At 63.2% G+C, this 16,796-nt stretch carries 17 protein-coding genes; 8 read left to right on the top strand and 9 right to left on the bottom strand.

The genetic code is table 11. The features are described from left to right. Window positions 1-42 precede the first annotated feature (42 nt). Entirely contained in the window at window positions 43-1,839 is a 1,797-nt protein-coding gene (gene nagE, locus Q0L30_RS07140) for an N-acetylglucosamine-specific PTS transporter subunit IIBC (protein WP_296653123.1), read from the top strand. A gap of 89 nt (window positions 1,840-1,928) precedes the next feature. Here nagE and rpoH read toward each other — a convergent pair whose 3' ends face one another. Next, window positions 1,929-2,870 (bottom strand): RNA polymerase sigma factor RpoH, encoded by a 942-nt coding sequence (gene rpoH, locus Q0L30_RS07135; RefSeq protein WP_296653120.1) that lies wholly within the window; start codon window positions 2,868-2,870, stop codon window positions 1,929-1,931. Window positions 2,871-3,465: 595 nt separating this feature from the next. Here rpoH and Q0L30_RS07130 point away from each other — a divergent pair. After that, entirely contained in the window at window positions 3,466-3,849 is a 384-nt protein-coding gene (locus tag Q0L30_RS07130; RefSeq protein ID WP_296653118.1) for a nuclear transport factor 2 family protein, read from the top strand. 251 nt (window positions 3,850-4,100) lie between these two features. On the opposite strand, the gene leuA is transcribed toward Q0L30_RS07130, so the two are convergent. Next, window positions 4,101-5,747, bottom strand: a complete 1,647-nt coding sequence (gene leuA / locus Q0L30_RS07125; protein WP_296653115.1) for a 2-isopropylmalate synthase — start codon at window positions 5,745-5,747, stop codon at window positions 4,101-4,103. A 569-nt stretch (window positions 5,748-6,316) separates the two neighbouring features. Beyond that, window positions 6,317-7,279 (bottom strand): DNA-binding protein YbiB, encoded by a 963-nt coding sequence (gene ybiB / locus Q0L30_RS07120; RefSeq protein WP_296653112.1) that lies wholly within the window; start codon window positions 7,277-7,279, stop codon window positions 6,317-6,319. A 209-nt stretch (window positions 7,280-7,488) separates the two neighbouring features. On the opposite strand from ybiB, the gene Q0L30_RS07115 reads away from it, so the two are divergent. Next, complete coding sequence (locus Q0L30_RS07115; RefSeq protein ID WP_296653110.1) at window positions 7,489-8,187, top strand: fumarylacetoacetate hydrolase family protein; 699 nt, start codon at window positions 7,489-7,491, stop codon at window positions 8,185-8,187. 74 nt (window positions 8,188-8,261) lie between these two features. Beyond that, on the top strand, window positions 8,262-8,909 hold the full coding sequence (gene maiA / locus Q0L30_RS07110) for a maleylacetoacetate isomerase (RefSeq protein ID WP_296653107.1): 648 nt from the start codon (window positions 8,262-8,264) through the stop codon (window positions 8,907-8,909). Between the two features lie 104 nt (window positions 8,910-9,013). On the opposite strand, the gene ftsY is transcribed toward maiA, so the two are convergent. After that, window positions 9,014-10,177: a signal recognition particle-docking protein FtsY gene (ftsY, locus tag Q0L30_RS07105; protein ID WP_296653105.1), complete on the bottom strand. Its 1,164-nt coding sequence runs from the start codon at window positions 10,175-10,177 to the stop codon at window positions 9,014-9,016. Between the two features lie 225 nt (window positions 10,178-10,402). Here ftsY and rsmD point away from each other — a divergent pair, with 225 nt between their 5' ends. Then, complete coding sequence (gene rsmD, locus Q0L30_RS07100; RefSeq protein WP_296653102.1) at window positions 10,403-11,050, top strand: 16S rRNA (guanine(966)-N(2))-methyltransferase RsmD; 648 nt, start codon at window positions 10,403-10,405, stop codon at window positions 11,048-11,050. A 128-nt stretch (window positions 11,051-11,178) separates the two neighbouring features. Beyond that, entirely contained in the window at window positions 11,179-11,682 is a 504-nt protein-coding gene (gene coaD, locus Q0L30_RS07095) for a pantetheine-phosphate adenylyltransferase (protein ID WP_296653100.1), read from the top strand. A gap of 208 nt (window positions 11,683-11,890) precedes the next feature. Here coaD and Q0L30_RS07090 read toward each other — a convergent pair whose 3' ends face one another. Then, window positions 11,891-12,238, bottom strand: a complete 348-nt coding sequence (locus Q0L30_RS07090) for a winged helix-turn-helix domain-containing protein (protein ID WP_296653098.1) — start codon at window positions 12,236-12,238, stop codon at window positions 11,891-11,893. A gap of 93 nt (window positions 12,239-12,331) precedes the next feature. Here Q0L30_RS07090 and Q0L30_RS07085 point away from each other — a divergent pair, with 93 nt between their 5' ends. Next, window positions 12,332-12,892, top strand: coding sequence for a hypothetical protein (locus tag Q0L30_RS07085; RefSeq protein WP_296653096.1), 561 nt, complete (start codon window positions 12,332-12,334; stop codon window positions 12,890-12,892). A gap of 201 nt (window positions 12,893-13,093) precedes the next feature. Here Q0L30_RS07085 and Q0L30_RS07080 read toward each other — a convergent pair whose 3' ends face one another. Then, window positions 13,094-13,666 carry a hypothetical protein gene (locus Q0L30_RS07080; protein WP_296653093.1) on the bottom strand — a complete coding sequence of 191 codons (573 nt, stop codon included), beginning with the start codon at window positions 13,664-13,666 and terminating at the stop codon, window positions 13,094-13,096. Between the two features lie 218 nt (window positions 13,667-13,884). On the opposite strand from Q0L30_RS07080, the gene Q0L30_RS07075 reads away from it, so the two are divergent. After that, entirely contained in the window at window positions 13,885-14,142 is a 258-nt protein-coding gene (locus tag Q0L30_RS07075; RefSeq protein WP_293034375.1) for a YfhL family 4Fe-4S dicluster ferredoxin, read from the top strand. A gap of 75 nt (window positions 14,143-14,217) precedes the next feature. Here the strand turns inward: Q0L30_RS07075 and hisC are convergent, their stop codons facing one another. The 3 genes from hisC to Q0L30_RS07060 form a co-directional block, all read right to left on the bottom strand. Further along, complete coding sequence (gene hisC, locus Q0L30_RS07070; RefSeq protein WP_296653089.1) at window positions 14,218-15,285, bottom strand: histidinol-phosphate transaminase; 1,068 nt, start codon at window positions 15,283-15,285, stop codon at window positions 14,218-14,220. A 110-nt stretch (window positions 15,286-15,395) separates the two neighbouring features. Further along, window positions 15,396-16,001, bottom strand: coding sequence for an aminoacyl-tRNA hydrolase (gene pth / locus Q0L30_RS07065; protein WP_296653087.1), 606 nt, complete (start codon window positions 15,999-16,001; stop codon window positions 15,396-15,398). A gap of 149 nt (window positions 16,002-16,150) precedes the next feature. Then, window positions 16,151-16,756, bottom strand: a complete 606-nt coding sequence (locus Q0L30_RS07060; protein WP_296653085.1) for a 50S ribosomal protein L25/general stress protein Ctc — start codon at window positions 16,754-16,756, stop codon at window positions 16,151-16,153. Between the last annotated feature and the right edge of the window lie 40 nt (window positions 16,757-16,796).

The raw sequence follows: 16,796 nt of genomic DNA, 5'->3' as shown, positions 1-16,796 counted from the left end.
GTCACCAACGTCACCAAATAGACCGGGACTGGAGGCAGTTCTATGGATGGCAATCCGTTTCTTAAAATTCAAAGCTTAGGCCGCGCGCTGATGCTGCCGATCGCAGTGTTGCCGGTGGCCGGCATCCTGCTGCGCTTCGGGCAGGCCGACATGCTGAACATCAAGATCATCGCCGATGCGGGCGGCGCGATCTTCGACAACCTGCCGCTGCTTTTCGCGATCGGCATCGCGGTGGGCTTCGCGAAGGACAACAACGGCGTCGCGGCGCTCGCTGGCGCGCTCGGCTATCTCGTCCAGACGGCCGTGATGAAGGACATCAACGACAAGCTCAACATGGGCGTCCTCTCGGGCGTCGTCGCGGGTATTGTCGCGGGCATGCTGTACAACCGGTTCAAGGACATCAAGCTGCCGGAGTTCCTCGCGTTCTTCGGCGGCAAGCGGTTCGTGCCGATTGTCACGGGGCTTGTGTGTCTGGTGCTCGGGGTCGTCTTTGGCTATGTGTGGGGGCCGGTGCAGGGCGCCATCGATTCCGCGGGCCACTGGCTGACCACCGCGGGCGCCATCGGCACGTTCGTCTACGGCCTCCTGAACCGGCTGCTGCTCGTCACGGGCCTGCACCACATCCTGAATTCGCTCGTCTGGTTCGTGTTCGGGTCTTTCACGCCAGCGGGCGGCGGCGCGCCGGTGACCGGCGACCTGCATCGCTTCTTCGCGCAGGACCCGACGGCGGGCAGCTTCATGGCCGGCTTCTTCCCGGTGATGATGTTCGGCCTGCCGGCCGCGTGCCTCGCGATGCTGCACGAGGTGCCGAAGGAGCGCCGCGCGACGGTTGCGGGCCTGCTGCTCTCGATGGCGCTCACCTCGTTCCTCACGGGCGTGACCGAGCCGATCGAGTTCACGTTCATGTTCCTCGCGCCCGTGCTCTATGCGATCCACGCGGTGCTGACGGGCCTGTCGCTTGCGATCTGCTCGCTGCTGGGCATCAAGCTCGGGTTCACGTTCTCGGCAGGCGCGATCGATTACGCGCTGAATTACGGCTTGTCCACGCACGGCTGGCAGGCAATTCCGCTCGGCATTGTCTACGCGATCGTGTATTACGGGCTGTTTCGCTTCTTCATCCGGCGCTTTAACCTGCCGACGCCGGGCCGCGAACCCGTGAGCGGCGATGCGGCGGTCGCGACGGCGGTGACTGGCGCAGCGGCAAGCGCGAGCGCCGCAGGCGCGACGCGTGCCGGGCGCTATATCGACGCGCTTGGCGGTGCGGACAACCTCAAGGTCGTCGATGCCTGCACGACGCGCCTGCGTCTTTCAGTGGCGGACGCCGCGAAAGTCTCCGAGCCCGCGCTGAAGGGGATTGGCGCGCGCGGCGTGCTCAAGCGTGGCGGCGGCAGCGTGCAAGTCATCATCGGACCGGAAGCGGACATGATCGCCGATGAAATCCGCAACGAAATCGGGCGCGGCGGCCATAAGGTGGTGCCGCAGGCGCAGGTGGTGCCGCAAGCGCAGGCGGTGCCGCAGGCACAGGTCGTGACGCAAACGCACGATGCTGCGCCGGTTCAGGCCGTTGCCGCGGAAGGCGCAGTGCAGGGGCCGCTCCAGGGGCCGCTCGATCCGGATCCGGCCGAGTGGCTCGAGGCGCTGGGCGGTTCGGCGAACATCGCGTCGATTGACGCTGTGGCCGTGACGCGTCTGCGCGTGACGGTGCATGATGCGTCGGCGGTCGATCGCCAGCAGCTCGAAGCGCTCGATGTCGTGTGGGTTTCGGACAAGACGCTGCACATCGTCGTTGGCCGTGCTGCGTCGCGCTACGCGCAAATGCTCGCGCCGCAACCGGCCTGATCGACGGAAAGCAGCAAAAAAGCCCCGCCTCCTGAGAGGACGGGGCTTTTGACTGTGCCTCGTAGTCCGCGTGAGCGGGCCAAACGCGATCAGTTGTACTCGGCGAGCGTCGTGCGCATCTTCTTCATCGCGCTTGCTTCGATCTGGCGGATTCGCTCCGCCGAGACGCCGAACTCGTCGGCCAGTTCGTGCAGCGTCGAGCCGCCAGAGCCGTCGTCGGAGACGTTGAGCCAGCGCGCTTCGATGATGCGGCGGCTGCGTGCATCGAGCGCTTCCAGCGCGCTCGTGATGCCGTCCGACTGCAGGCGGTCGCGCTGACGCGCGGCCAGCACGGCGGTCGGCTCGCTGTGCGAGTCCGCGAGCCACGCGATCGGTGCGAAGGATTCTTCGCCGTCGTCGGATTGACCCTCGAGCGCAATATCGGCGCCCGACAGCCGCGTTTCCATCTCGACGACTTCCTCGCGCTTCACGTTCAGTTCCTGCGCCAGGCCGTCGATTTCCTCCGGCGTGAACGACTGCAGGCCCTGCTTGTGGCTGCGCAGGTTGAAGAACAGCTTGCGCTGCGCCTTGGTCGTGGCGACCTTGACCATGCGCCAGTTGCGCAGGATGTATTCGTGGATCTCGGCCTTGATCCAGTGCATGGCGTACGACACGAGGCGGACGTTCTGCTCCGGGTCGAAGCGCTTCACCGCCTTCATCAGGCCGATGTTGCCTTCCTGGATCAGGTCGGCGTGCGGCAGGCCGTAGCCGAGGTAATTGCGCGCGATCGACACGACGAGGCGCAGGTGCGACAGCACGAGGCGCCGTGCGCCTTCGAGACTGTTTTGCTCGCGATATTCGGTCGCGAACTGGCGCTCCTCTTGCGGCGTCAACATCGGGATCCGGTTGACGGCCTGGATGTACGCGTCGATGTTGCCCAACTGGCCGGGCAGCATCGATTGATTCGCGAGCGCCAGCGCGCCTGACCGCGCCGCCTTGGCCGGCGTCGGGCTCAGCGTACCAGGAAGGGTCATTGTCAGTGCGTTGCTCACGTAGTGAACTCCTCTATATCTGCAAAAGTCGGACTGCGACTCCACGGTGGATGTTAGCACTCTGATCCACCGAGTGCTAACCCTTGGAGTCTGTAGTGGATTGAAGGTTCCGCAATAGCTATCGAGATTGTGTTTCGATAGATTTATGCGTGAACCAAGCTGGGCGGGGCTGACAGCCTGCGTGGGTCGCTCGCGCAGGATCGCGTCGAGTAAACCCTCTAGTCGTGAGCACGAAGGCCCACAGAATGGAACCGAATCAGGGTTGGCATTGCAGATGCCGCGCCACCGGGGCTGCGGCCAAACCAGGCGAAGCGCGGGCAAGGTGCCCAACTTCGATATACGAAGCATAGACGCCGCACCGGCCGGAAAGTGCTGCGCTGCGACGATCAGGCGCGTCGCGCCGACCGGCCGTTTCGGGTGTCGTTCAGAGGGCCAGATTCGTCTCGTGAGCGCTATGCGTGCTGAGTCACGCGGTAATTCGATTGCACATATCCACGCGTCAAATCCTGGTATAAATTTCAGCCAGGCGCGTGCGGTACATCTTCGGCGCAGGTTCGAGGCATTGGCCCGGACTCGTGCGCAAGGGGCTTGAGCAATGGCTGCAAAAGTAATCGAAGCGATTCGCGGACTGGAGCGCGAGCGGTTTCGCGCGATGGTGGACGGCGATGGCACGTCGCTGGACGAACTGCTGTCGGACAACGTGATCTACGTGCACACGAACGGCAAACGCGAAACCAAGCAGCAGTTCATCGATGCCATCACGGCAGGCCGCCGTCGCTACCGGCAGATCGAGATCCAGTCGCAGGACGTGCTGCCCGTGGGGCGCGAAACCTGTGTCGTTTCCGGTCGCGCGCTGGTCGAAATGGAGGCCAACAACGGCGCGCTGCTGTTTCCGATTGCCTATACGGCCATCCAGACCCAGGAAGACGGACGCTGGCGTCTGCTTGCCTGGCAGGCAACGCGTTGCGCGCTCGAATGAGATCGGTGAATCTCTTCTTCCGGCGCGTCTTCTGAACGCTCCGGGCTCGCGCCAGCAGTCTGTCCGACCGCCGGCGCCCAACGGCGCTGCCTGCTGCTTCTCGTCTTTCAGAATTTCCGTTGCCGAATTCCTGCCGCTGAGTCCCTGCGGCTGAATCTCTTCCGCTGAACGCCTTCACCTGGTCCGCGCCGCTGGACTGTGCCGTGCGGCTCGGCTGCCTTCCTGGCTCCCTCTGCCGTTGCCCCGTTACGTCAAGCCGCGGCGCGACGGTCGACCTGCGGCCACGACGCGCGATTCACGCTGCTCACCACGGCTTCGATTGCCGCGTGCGCTGCGTCCTCGGCGATGGCCACGCCGTGGCGGATTCCCTGCGATCCCACGCGGCATCCGACGAACACCGCCGTGCAGCCAACGGATGTGCGTGCGGTTTCGAACGACGTAAGCTCGACGTCTTCACCCGATGCCGCCGCAATCGCGGCCACGACGGCCCGTGCCTGCTCATCGAGACTGCTGGCCGACGCAGGCGCACCGACATCGCAGCCCTCCCAGCGCACGCGCCCCGCGCCCGTGTGCGCGGCCGGACCGCGCGTCTTGAAGTATTCGCGCGCGAAGAGCGCGCAGATCGCGTCGCCCGTGATTTCTTCGCCGGACGTGTCGGCGAGCGTCTGCACCGCATGGCTGAACTCGATCTGCACGCGGCGCGGCGGCGTGAAGCCCATGCCGTGCTCGAGCAGCCAGGTCGCGCCGCCTTTACCGGACTGGCTATTCACGCGGATCACGGCGTCGTAGCTGCGCCCGAGGTCGGCGGGATCGATCGGGAGATAGGGCACTTCCCAGACCGCATCCGGACGCTGCTGCGCGAAACCCTTGCGAATCGCATCCTGATGCGAGCCCGAGAATGCCGTGAACACGAGGTCGCCCGCATACGGATGGCGCGGATGCACCGGCATCTGGTTGCAGCGCTCGACCACGCGGCGTACGGCGTCGATATCGGAAAAATCGAGGCCCGGATCGATGCCCTGCGTGTAGAGGTTCATCGCGAGCGTCACGAGGTCGACGTTGCCGGTGCGCTCGCCGTTGCCGAACAGGCAGCCCTCGATGCGGTCCGCACCCGCGAGCAGCGCCATTTCGGCGGCGGCCACCGCTGTCCCGCGATCGTTATGCGGATGCACGGAGAGCACGATGCTGTCGCGGTACGCGAGGTTGCGGTCCATCCATTCGATCTGGTCGGCAAAAACGTTCGGCATCGCCGCTTCGACCGTCGCCGGAAGGTTCACGATCATCTTGTGATCGCGCGTCGGGCGCCAGGTTTGCGCGACGGCGTCGCACACTTCGCGCGCGAACGTCAGTTCGGTCATGCTGAACGTTTCGGGCGAGTACTCGTAGGTCCACTGCGTCTGCGGGCGCGCATCGGCGTATTCGCGGATGATGCGCGTGCCTTCCACGGCGAGGGCTTTCGTTTCGTCCTTCGACTGACCGAACACGATCTCGCGAAACGACGGGCAGATCGCGTTGTAGAGGTGCACGATCGCACGCGGCGCGCCTTCGAGCGCCTCGAACGTGCGTGCAATCAGCGCTTCACGCGATTGCACGAGCACTTCGATCGTCACGTCGTCGGGGATGCGCTTCTCCTCGATCAGCTTGCGCACGAAATCGAAGTCGGTCTGCGATGCCGACGGAAAGCCGACTTCGATTTCCTTGAAACCGATCGCCACCAGCATGTCGAAAAATTCCGTCTTCTGCTCGATGCTCATCGGCTCGATCAGCGACTGGTTGCCGTCGCGCAGATCGGTGCTCATCCAGACCGGCGCGCGTTCGATGGTGCGGGTGGGCCATCGGCGGCCATTGAGGCGGAAGGCGGGAAACGGGCGGTACTTCTCGGCAGGGTTACGCAACATGGCGAGCCTCGTTCGATTTGTCGTCTGCGAAGGTGGCCGGCAGCGGGCGGCTGGCGGACTGCTGGCGAAGCACGGTGCGCGAAACTTCGAGCGAGCGGGCGATGACGGCGCATGCAAGCGCGGCAGCGGCGGTGGCCGAACCGGAAGCAAACGTGACGGAAGCCCATGCAACGTGCATTTTGACCCTCGCAACTCGTCCGAACGGTAGACGGACGAATGCAAACGACAGACAGGTTGTAAAAGGAACTACGGTTTGGAGGTACTGCTGAAACTGCTTGGGAGGACTGCGCTACCGAGGAGGTGGTCGCGCAGCGCTAAGCCTGGCTTACGCTAGACGTAGCGATAGGGCCGCTAGGCGGCCGGAGGTAATTCGGAGGGTGTTCTGGAAGGAACGCATCTGCACAATGTAAGGCAGGCTGGATGCGCGTGTCAACGAGGAATTTTGAGCTGGCGCGTTTTCAGACGCGCCGGGCAGATGCGGCAGGATGCGCGCAGAAGCACGCCGATGGTGCATTCTGCCGCGATGGCGGGCGAGCGTCATGTGGTGCGCCTCGCGTCGCGCGCCGTGCTCAGCGTTTCGCGATGCGCCGGATCGTCTCGACCTGGCGCGCAAGCGCGTGCGGCACCGGCGCATCGCCGCGCAGCACCGCTTCGATCCATGCGGCCGTGGTGGGTGCATCGCGGCCTTCGGGCAGCGCGACGTCGGGCGTATCGGGCGACGAATGCTCCGGCTCGATCAGCGTCTCGCAGATGCCGTCGTGCAGCCAGTCGACCTGGACCTGGCGGCGCGTATCGGCGACTGCTTCGCCTTCCGTGCCGCGCGCGAGCAATGCGCCGCCCGCAGCGGCATCCGGATGCGCCGCAAACAGTGTGCGCATGCTCTCGCGATACGGCGGGTGCGTGTAGTTCACGAGCCGCAGGCCGGGTTGTGCGAAAGGCTGCAGCAGCTTGACGAGCGTGTGCGTCGAATTGCGCACGCCCATGCGGCGGCGCAGTGCGAGCAGGCGCGCGAGCTTCGGCGCGAGCGCTTCGATTGAAGCGAACGCGACGCGGCGCTCTTGAAGCTGATGTTCGATATCGGCGTGATCGCGCGCGTCGGGCAGATTCAGCGCCGCGAAGATTTCGGCGCTCGTGACCCGGCCAGGATCGCTGCTCACGCCGTGGACCAGCACCGGCACGCCTTCGCGCGCGAGCAGCAACGCAAGCAGCGGCACGAGGTTCGGCTGCTTGCGCGCACCGTTGTAGCTCGGGATCGCGACCGCGCGATAGTCGCCCGCCGGGGACGCAAGCGGCGCGAACGAAGCGTGCGCGGCAGCCAGCATCGCGGCGAGTTCGTCGGCGGATTCGCCTTTCAGCCGGTACGCGAGCAGCACCGCGCCGAGTTCGAGATCGGGCACGCGGCCGTCGAGCATGGCGGCGTAGAGCGCGTGCGTGTCCTCCGGCGACAGCGCGCGTGCGCCGTTCGGCCCGCGGCCGATCTCCTTGATGAAGCGGGCGCAGGAAAAAGTGTCGGGGGCGTCGGGGGCATTCATGGGGAGCGGAATTCCTGGGTGCCGGTACGCGTGCGGTGCGCGGTGTTTATCGCTGTGGTGATCGCAGCGGTCATGGAAGGGCGGATGCGCAAAGTATCGCATGAGGCGCGCAAGCGATGCCTGGCGCCAACGCGTAATCCCACGGTCACGCAGTGCCTGCGCCGGGCGTTACACTGCCTGCACTGACCTTCAAGCATTGGGAGAATTTCATGACGTACGCTTTTGAGCCGGCACCGCCGGTATCGGTGCCGGTTGCAGGAAGCGACCAGCGTTTTCCGGTGCGCCGCATCTATTGCGTCGGACGCAACTACGAAGCGCACGCGCGCGAGATGGGCCACGATCCGGATCGCGAGCCGCCGTTCTTTTTCTCGAAGCCTGCCGACGCGATTCTCTATGTCGCCCCCGGCGCGACCGCCGAATTCCCGTATCCCGCGCAGTCGAAGAACGTCCACTTCGAGATGGAACTCGTCGCGGCGATTGGCAAGGGCGGAAAGGACATTCCGGTTGCGCGCGCACTCGAACATGTCTGGGGCTACGCGCTTGGCCTCGACATGACGCGCCGCGACCTGCAGGCCGAAGCGAAGAAGCTTGGCCGCCCGTGGGATACCGCCAAGGGCTTCGATCATTCGGCGCCGATCGGCCCGATCCATCCCGTTACGCAAGTCGGTCAGGTCGCACGCGGCGCGATCTGGCTATCGGTCAACGGTGAGGAAAAGCAGCGCGCGGACGTCTCGACGATGATCTGGCCGGTAGCCGACACCATCGCGTTTTTGTCGACGTTTGTCGAGCTGAAGGCGGGCGATCTGATCTACACGGGCACGCCTGAGGGCGTCGGCGCGGTGGTGAAGGGCGATCTGATGCGCGGCGGCGTCGAGGGGCTCGGCGAGTTCGCCGTGCGCGTGGTCTGAAGCGCGCATAAGGTCACAACCATAAGGTCACAATTGGACAACGATTCGCGCTTCTGAACGGGAGTGAGACGGACATGAAGCTCTACAGCTATTTCCGCAGCTCGGCAGCGTACCGTGTGCGCATCGCGCTGAATCTGAAGGGCCTGCCGTACGAGTACGTGCCGGTGCATCTCTTGCGCGACGGCGGCGAGCAACTGAAACCGGCCTACCGGCAGATCAACGAAGACGGTATCGTGCCGACGCTGATCGACGACGAACAGCACGCCATCCAGCAGTCGCTCGCGATCATCGAGTATCTGGACGAGACGCACCCCGAGCCGCCGCTGTTGCCGAAGCTGCCCGTCGACCGCGCCCACGTGCGCGCGCTGGCGCTTCAGGTGGCGTGCGAGATTCATCCGTTGAACAACCTGCGCGTGCTGAAGTATTTGAAGCACACGCTCCGCGTCGATGGCGCCGCGAAGGATGCGTGGTACCGCCACTGGATCGAATCGGGGTTCGAGACGCTGGAGCGCCGTCTTGCGGACGATCCGCGCACGGGCAAGCTCTGTTACGGCGATACGCCGACGCTTGCCGATCTGTGTCTCGTGCCGCAGGTGTTCAACGCGAACCGCTTCGACATCGAGACGTCGTGCTACGCGACGATCCAGCGCATTTACGACTACGCGTCGCAACTCGAGGCGTTCGCGCGTGCCGCGCCGGGCGTGCAACCGGACGCCGAGTGAGCGAGGTGCGGCGAGGCGCCGTGCCAGTGAGCGGCGCACAAGAAAAAAGGGCGTCGTTCTTCGGAACGACGCCCTTTGTTTTGGGCACTGCGCGCTGATTGCGCCTAGTTGCCGAGCAGCGCGTCGGTGAATTCTTCTGCGCTGAACGGCTGCAAATCCTCGACCTTCTCGCCCACGCCGATGAAATACACCGGCACCGGACGCTGACGCGCGATGGCCGCGAGGATGCCGCCCTTCGCCGTGCCGTCGAGCTTCGTGACGATGAGACCGGTCAGGCCGAGCGCGTCGTCGAATGCCTTCACCTGCGCGAGCGCGTTCTGGCCCGTGTTCGCGTCGATCACGAGCAGCACTTCGTGCGGTGCGCCGTCGAGCGCCTTGCCGATCACGCGCTTGACCTTCTTCAGTTCGTCCATCAGATGAAGCTGCGTCGGCAGGCGGCCGGCCGTGTCGGCCATCAGCACGTCGATGCCGCGCGCACGCGCGGCGCTCACCGCATCGAAGATCACCGCGGCCGGGTCGCCGCTTTCCTGCGAAACGACCGTCACGTTGTTGCGCTCGCCCCAGACCGCGAGCTGTTCGCGCGCGGCGGCGCGGAACGTGTCGCCGGCGGCGAGCAGCACGGACTGGTCGAAGCGCTGCAAATGCTTCGCGAGCTTGCCGATGCTGGTCGTCTTGCCCGCGCCGTTTACGCCCGCAATCATCATGACGAGCGGCTGCGCGCGGCCGAGCATGAGCGATTTTTCGAGCGGCTTGAGCAGGTCGATGAGCAACTGGCGCAGCGCATCCTTCACCTGCTGAGCTTCGGTGAGGCGCTCGCTGCGCACTTTCTGGCGCAGCGTTTCCAGCAGGAATTCGGTGGCGTCGACGCCCGCATCGGACATCAGGAGCGCCGTTTCGAGTTCCTCGTAAAGATCGTCGTCGATCTTCGCATTGACGAAGATGCTCGCGAGGTTCGAACTTGTCTTCGAGAGGCCCGATTTCAGGCGCGCGAGCCAGGATTGCTTCGCGGCCGTTTCAGGCACGGGCGGCGGAACGATGTCGACGGCCTCGACGGCCACGGCGGTTTCAGGGGCGGATCGCGCGGGCGAGGGCGAGGACGCCGCGGCGGGCTGGCGTGCCTGCGCAGGCTCGGCTGCGGGCGAGGGCGTGCGGGTTTCGGATCCGGCCGGTGCTGAATCCGCGGCTTGAGCCTCGGGCGTCTGCGCGGCTTCGGCCTGCGCGGTCTCTTCGGCCTTGGAGCCGCGGAGTCGTTTGAAGAAACTGAACATGATCTGGTTCGTGAAGGCGCGTTGCGGGTCGGACCGCGGAGTGGTCGCCGACGTCGTGGAAATGGAGGCAACGCACGGAAAACACGGCATTTTATCAGGCGCCCCCGGCCGCGTCGTTGCGGTAACCGGGCGGCGCGCACGCGGGGCTGTGGTAACGTTCGCGCATCAGGGGGCCGGCGCGCGCGGCGCGTCGCCCAGACACTCTAAAGCGGTATAGAAAAACGCATGTCCCGTTCCTCATCTTCGCGCCCGCAGGGTGCCCGCTCCGTTCAGTCTGCTGCGCCGGGCAAGGCCGTGCGCGGCGGTGGCGCGCATACGATCCGTATCATCGGCGGCGACTGGAAGCGCACGCCTTTGCCGGTCATCGATCTCGATGGCCTGCGGCCCACGCCCGACCGCGTGCGCGAGACGCTCTTCAACTGGCTCGGGCAGCAGCTCGACGGCCAGCGCTGTCTCGACCTTTTCGCCGGCAGCGGCGCGCTCGGATTCGAAGCGGCGTCGCGCGGCGCCGCGCGCGTCGTGATGATCGAGCGTAATGCGCGCGTCGCCGCGCAACTGCGCGCGAACCAGTCGCGCTTGTCGGCGCGTACGATCGAAATCGCCGAAGCCGATGCGCTGCGGCTCGCGGCCAGTCTTGCGCCGGGTTCGTTCGACGTGGTGTTCCTCGATCCGCCGTTCGGCGACACCGCGCTCCTCACGCGCGCGCTCGCGGTTTCCACGCCGCTCGTTGCCGCCGGCGGCTGGCTGTACGTCGAATCCGGCGAGCGGCTCGATCCCGCCGCGCGACCCGAACTGGCGGGTTGGAGCGTCGTCCGCGAGGGCAAGGCGGGCGTGGTCTTCTATCATTTGCTGCAGCGCGAAAATGAGGAATAATGCGCGTTCGATAACAAGTGGCGGGCAGCCTCATCGCCAGGCTCGCACTTGCGCCTGCACCGCGACGGCCACGATCGAACTGGCCGGGCAGTGTATCGCGCCCCATTTCTGATGAGAGGAGAAGCCTCATGGTAGTCGCCGTGTACCCCGGTACCTTCGACCCCCTTACGCGCGGCCACGAAGATCTCGTGCGGCGCGCGTCGAGCATTTTCGACACGCTGGTGGTTGGCGTTGCCGACAGCCGCAACAAACAACCGTTCTTCTCGCTCGACGAGCGGCTCGAAATCGCCCACGAGGTCCTCGGCCATTATCCGAACGTGCAGGTGATGAGCTTCAAGGGGCTGCTGAAGGATTTCGTGCGCGTCAATAACGCGCGCGTGATCGTGCGCGGCCTGCGCGCCGTGTCGGACTTCGAATACGAGTTTCAGATGGCGGGCATGAACCGCTATTTGCTGCCCGACGTCGAAACGATGTTCATGACGCCGTCCGATCAATATCAGTTCATCTCCGGCACGATCGTGCGGGAGATTGCCCAGCTCGGAGGCGACGTGAGCAAGTTTGTGTTCCCGTCGGTGGAAAAGCGCCTGCAGCACAAGGTCGCCACGCTGGGCGGCCCGGTCACGAAGGCTTGAGCAAGCGGCAAGAACGGACGCAAACCGGAGGGCCTGGCGACGACGCAGGCCCTCGCACCGCAATGCAGTGAGAAATGAGTGAGAAACGCGTGATTTTTGCGATTCTCGATGGCTTTGTTTATTGGTTGTGCTGATTACCTGATCGTGAATAGATGGGAGAGCAGGTCCGAAACGCGGGCCTGTTGGTGACATCGGCAGATTGAGTCAGTCAGGAGCCTTTAGCAGCCTTCGCGAACGCTTCGGCGAGTTTGTCGAAATGCTTGAGTGCGGCAGGTGTCAGTTCGATTTGTTTGCGGCGTGTGTCTTCCGTGTCGCTTAGTGCGAGCCAGCCTTTTTCACGCATCGACGTGATGCGCGCGTGAAGCGTTGCGGGGGAGCCAAGTTCGCTACGCGCCATCATGTCCCGCACCGAAAGCCGATCGTTCTTTTGGTTCGTGCGCGCGACGAATTCAAGGATTTTCTCTTCGAGCGGATCGAGTGCAGGCAGTGCGGGCAGGCCACGCAACGCTTCGGTCAGTTGCAAAAATCGAAGATAGATATCAGCAGGACGTTTCATTGCTTGCGTACCAACCGGATGGACGCCCGCTTAACGACGCGCGAGCTTTGACTTTGATGCAGCTATTTAAAAACGTAATGAGAATTATATCGCATGCAAAGCTTACGTTTACATTGCTGGTCGATCACCGGCACCGTGCTCGTGTACATACTGTCGTTGTGGCTGAATGAGGCGCTTTTCAGATACACGGAGTTTCTGAACGGCGTTAACTGGATCTATCTGCCTACCGGCATCCGGTTGCTGAGTACGCTGCTGCTCGGCGCGGATGGTGCGATTGGCTTATTGATTGCCGCGCTAATCGTCGATTTTGCTTATTACTTTCCGCACGATCCGGTGCGAGCCATTGTGGGGGCGATCATCAGCGCAGCGGGGCCCTATGCGGTCTATCGTCTGGCGCTTGAGCGGTACCAACTAAAAGCGTCATTGGCGAACCTGACACCCAGGCGGCTCCTCGTTCTGGCGTTCGCCGTGGCAACGACGAATGCCGTGCTACATCATCTCTGGTTTGCGTTGACCGGGGATACGCAAAACTTCATCGAACGCTTCTGCATGATGTACATAGGCGATTTGCTTGGAGCGCTGATCGTGCTTTATGTCATGAAGGGAGTGCTTTCAATCCTTTGTAGTTTCGTGATTCGAGCGAAACAACATTAGCAGTGCAATATATATTAAGGTAATGCGCGATTGCTAAAACGTGCAGTCGCTGTGGTTTGGCAGCCAGGGCGGCTTCTCATTCAAGCGGTTATTTACAGCTGGAACCTGCGGCGAGGGCAAACCCTGTCTCGCCGCAACGCAGCGGGTCTTCAAAAACCGGATGGCAGGTGAGCCATATACCAGGAGGCGCCAGGCGGCGTCTCAATGTGGCGTATCTGTCGTTGTGCCGCCATTTGTCGTTCGGTTGTCCGTGAGGCGGTCATACAAGGTGGGCCAATCGACTGCCAGCAGCGGAATTGTCCCGTCGTTACGGGCCCAATACGTGACGAAGCGTTGCCAGCCTTCAAGGAAGATGCCTTTGCCGGGGCTGAGCAAACAGGGTGGTCTGGCAACGAGAGGGACGACTGCCGGTGGAAAAGTTGCGGCAAGCGTTTCGAGGACGTCCGCTGTCTCGTCTGATGAATCCACATTGTTGGCTTCCGACGAGAAATAATGCCGTACAACCTCTGCGACAGAAGGCGTGCTGACTTCGATATAAGCGGCGCGTACTTCATTTAGCGCGACCCAGACAGAAGATGGCGCAAATGCGCATCCGGCCAACCGCCGGAGCACAGGGAGTTTCACGTATGGGGGTAACGCTCCAAAATCTGTCTCTTCGCGTTGCAATGCATCATGAAACGCGGCATAGCCTAGAAGCCATGCGCTGGCCGGCTGGGCGACTGATTGATTCCGGGAAGGAATTAATCCCATCTGGCCATGTTGGGCAGTATGCATACCACCTCCTTTTGGTATAAAAAGCATAACAAATGAAAGTGCGCAGTACAAGTTTCGTTATAAGCAAATAACCGGAGTAAGCAGTTCAGGCAAGAGAAGGCGCGTGAGCGCAACTCGGCGCGCAGCGCGTAAGCACGTATGCCGGGTAATGTTGTCCGGCGGCACAGATGGCTTGAGCGCTATAATGCACTGTTTTTAAACGTGAAGTTGGTGGAAGTATGGCCCTGATGATTACCGACGAGTGCATCAACTGCGACGTTTGCGAGCCCGAGTGCCCGAACGACGCGATTTCGATGGGCCCGGAAATTTACGTGATCGACCCGAACAAGTGCACGGAGTGCGTCGGCCACTTCGACGAGCCGCAGTGTCAGCAGGTGTGCCCGGTCGACTGCATTCCGCGCGACCCTGCGCATGTCGAGTCGCCCGAGCAGTTGATGCAGAAGTACCACGCGCTGATGGCGGCGAAGAAAGGCTGAGCGCTGTTTCTGCTTGCGACATGAAAAAACGCGCTTTATAGGCGCGTTTTCTTTTTCCGGGCCTGAACTCAGGCGTTACTTCACGATGCCTTTTAGCGCGGCGACGAGCTTCTCGCATTCGGCGTCGGTGCCGATCGAGATGCGCAGATGCTGGTTCACGCGCGGCGCGTTGAAGTGGCGCACGAAGATTTCCTGCTCGCGCAGCTTCGCGCTGATGGCTGCCGCATCGTGCGAAGGATGGCGCGCAAACACGAAGTTCGCCGCCGACGGCACAACGTCGAAACCTAGTTCCGCGAGCGCCGCGGTGAGTCTTTCCCGGCTTGCCATCACGCGGGCGCTTGTCGTGTGCAGCCACTCGGTGTCTTCGTAGGCGGCGGCAGCGGCCGCTTGCGCCAGACGGTCCAGCGGATACGAGTTGAAGCTGTCCTTCACCCGGTTGAGCGCGTCGATCAGATCGGGATGGCCGAACGCGAAACCGACGCGCATGCCGGCGAGCGATCGCGACTTCGACGTCGTGTGCACGACGAGCAGGTTCGGATAGCGGTCGATGAGCGCGATTGCCGATTCGGCGCCGAAATCGACGTAGGCCTCGTCGATCACCACCGCCGATTCCGTGTTCGCCGCGACGAGTTTTTCGATTTGCGCGAGCGGCAGTGCGTGGCCGGTCGGCGCATTCGGATTCGGAAAGATCACGCCGCCGTTGGGTTGGGCGTAATCCTCGATCCGGATCGCGAAGGCTTCGTCGAGCGGCACCGTGCGGTATTGCACGTCGTAGAGCCGTGCGTAAGTCGGGTAGAAGCTGTAGGTGATGTCGGGAAAGAGGATCGGCAAGTCATGCTTGAGCAGCGCCTGGAACGCGTGCGCGAGCACTTCATCGGAGCCGTTGCCGACGAACACCTGATCGGCGTTCAGCCCGTGATGCGCGGCGACGACGGCGCGCAGGCGCCTCGCGACCGGATCGGGATAGCGGCGCAGTGATTCTGCGTGCTCGCCGAGTTCTGCGCGGATTGCCTCAAGCACGCGCGGCGACGGCGGATACGGATTCTCATTGGTGTTGAGCTTCACCGGCTTCGCGAGTGCGGGCTGTTCGCCCGGCACGTAGGGCACGAGACGGTGGACGATGTCACTCCAGTAACGACTCAAGACACTCTCCTGTCGACCAGAGTTAGCGCTTCAGCCCTTACTCTGGTCCCATGCACAGCAGTCAATCCGGGTTAGCGCTTTAGCGCTTGCCCGGATCCCAAACAACACGCTCAACTACCATTGCGATGCAGCAGCATGACTGCACGCTCCGTTTCGCCTTTCACGAAAGTTGGCATCACAACGAGCGCGCGCTCGATCGACCGATCGATCACATCCTGCTCTTCCTTACGCGGCGGTTTGAGCACGAAGTTCGCGACATCGGGCTTGGCGCCGGCGCGTGCACTTTCCGGAATCAGATCGCGCGGATGCCCGATGCCGATACGAAGGCGCCAGTACTGCTGGGTCGACAGATGCGCGGAAATGTCCTTCAGGCCGTTGTGCCCGCCGCTGCCGCCGCCGAGCTTGAGCTTGACGGCGCCGGGCGGCAGGTCGAGTTCGTCGTGCGCGACGAGGATCTCGTCCGGCAGGATCTTGAAGAAGTGCGCGAGCGCGACGACCGACTGTCCGGAGCGGTTCATGTAGGTTTGCGGCTCGAGCAGATGCACTTCCTCGCCGAACAGCCGCGCGCGTGCGTAGTGGCCGTGAAAGCGCCGCTCGTCGCGCAGCGATGTGCCTGCTTCGCGTGCGAGCTGGTCCACGAACCAGAAACCGGCGTTGTGGCGCGTCGCGGTGTATTCGGCGCCCGGATTGCCGAGTCCGACGATCAACCTGATCATGTGCTATTGCCCAATGCGATCAAATGCGCGAAAGAATGAAAAAAACGCGAGAAAAAGCGCGAAAAAAAACCCGCCGGGGCAAACCGCGGCGGGTTACGTCGACCGTTTCATTGAAACGGATCGAGAGGATATCGGCTTGTCGCCGCAGCTTACTCGGCTGCTGCTTCTTCGCCTTCGGCTGCCGCCACGGCACCGGCCGGAACCGTCGCCGAGACGATCACCGGGTTTTCCGCTTCGACGTGCGCGACGAGCGTCACGCCTGCGGGCAGTGCGATGTCCTTGGCGTGCAGCGTCTGGCCAGCTTCGATCTTGGCGAGGTCGACTTCGACGAACTCAGGCAGCGACGTCGGCAGGCAGATCACTTCGATTTCGTTCACGACGTGCGAGATGATCGCGCCCGACAGCTTCACGGCAGGATTTTCTTCCTGGTTCATGAAGTGCAGCGGCACCTTCGTGTGCAGCTTCTTGTTCGGGTCGACGCGCTGGAAGTCCACGTGCAGCACGAGCTGACGGAACGGGTGGTATTGCACGTCGCGCAGCAGGACTTGCTGCGACTTGCCGGCCACTTCGAGTTCGAGAATCGACGAGTGGAAAGCTTCCTTCTTCAGGGCGTGCCACAGCGCGTTGTGATCGAGTTCGATCATCTGCGGCTCGACGCCGACACCGTAAACGATGCCAGGGGTCTTGCCAGCATTGCGCAGGCGGCGGCTCGCACCCGTACCTTGCAGGTTGCGCTCGAAAGCGACGACTTTCATGTTTTTCTCCTATGCACTGCCCGCGACCAGGCAGTAAAAC

This window comes from Paraburkholderia sp. (assembly GCF_024281035.1).
Lineage (GTDB): Bacteria > Pseudomonadota > Gammaproteobacteria > Burkholderiales > Burkholderiaceae > Paraburkholderia.
Note: the sequence above shows the minus strand (reverse complement) of the source record. Positions and strands in the feature narration are given on the sequence as shown.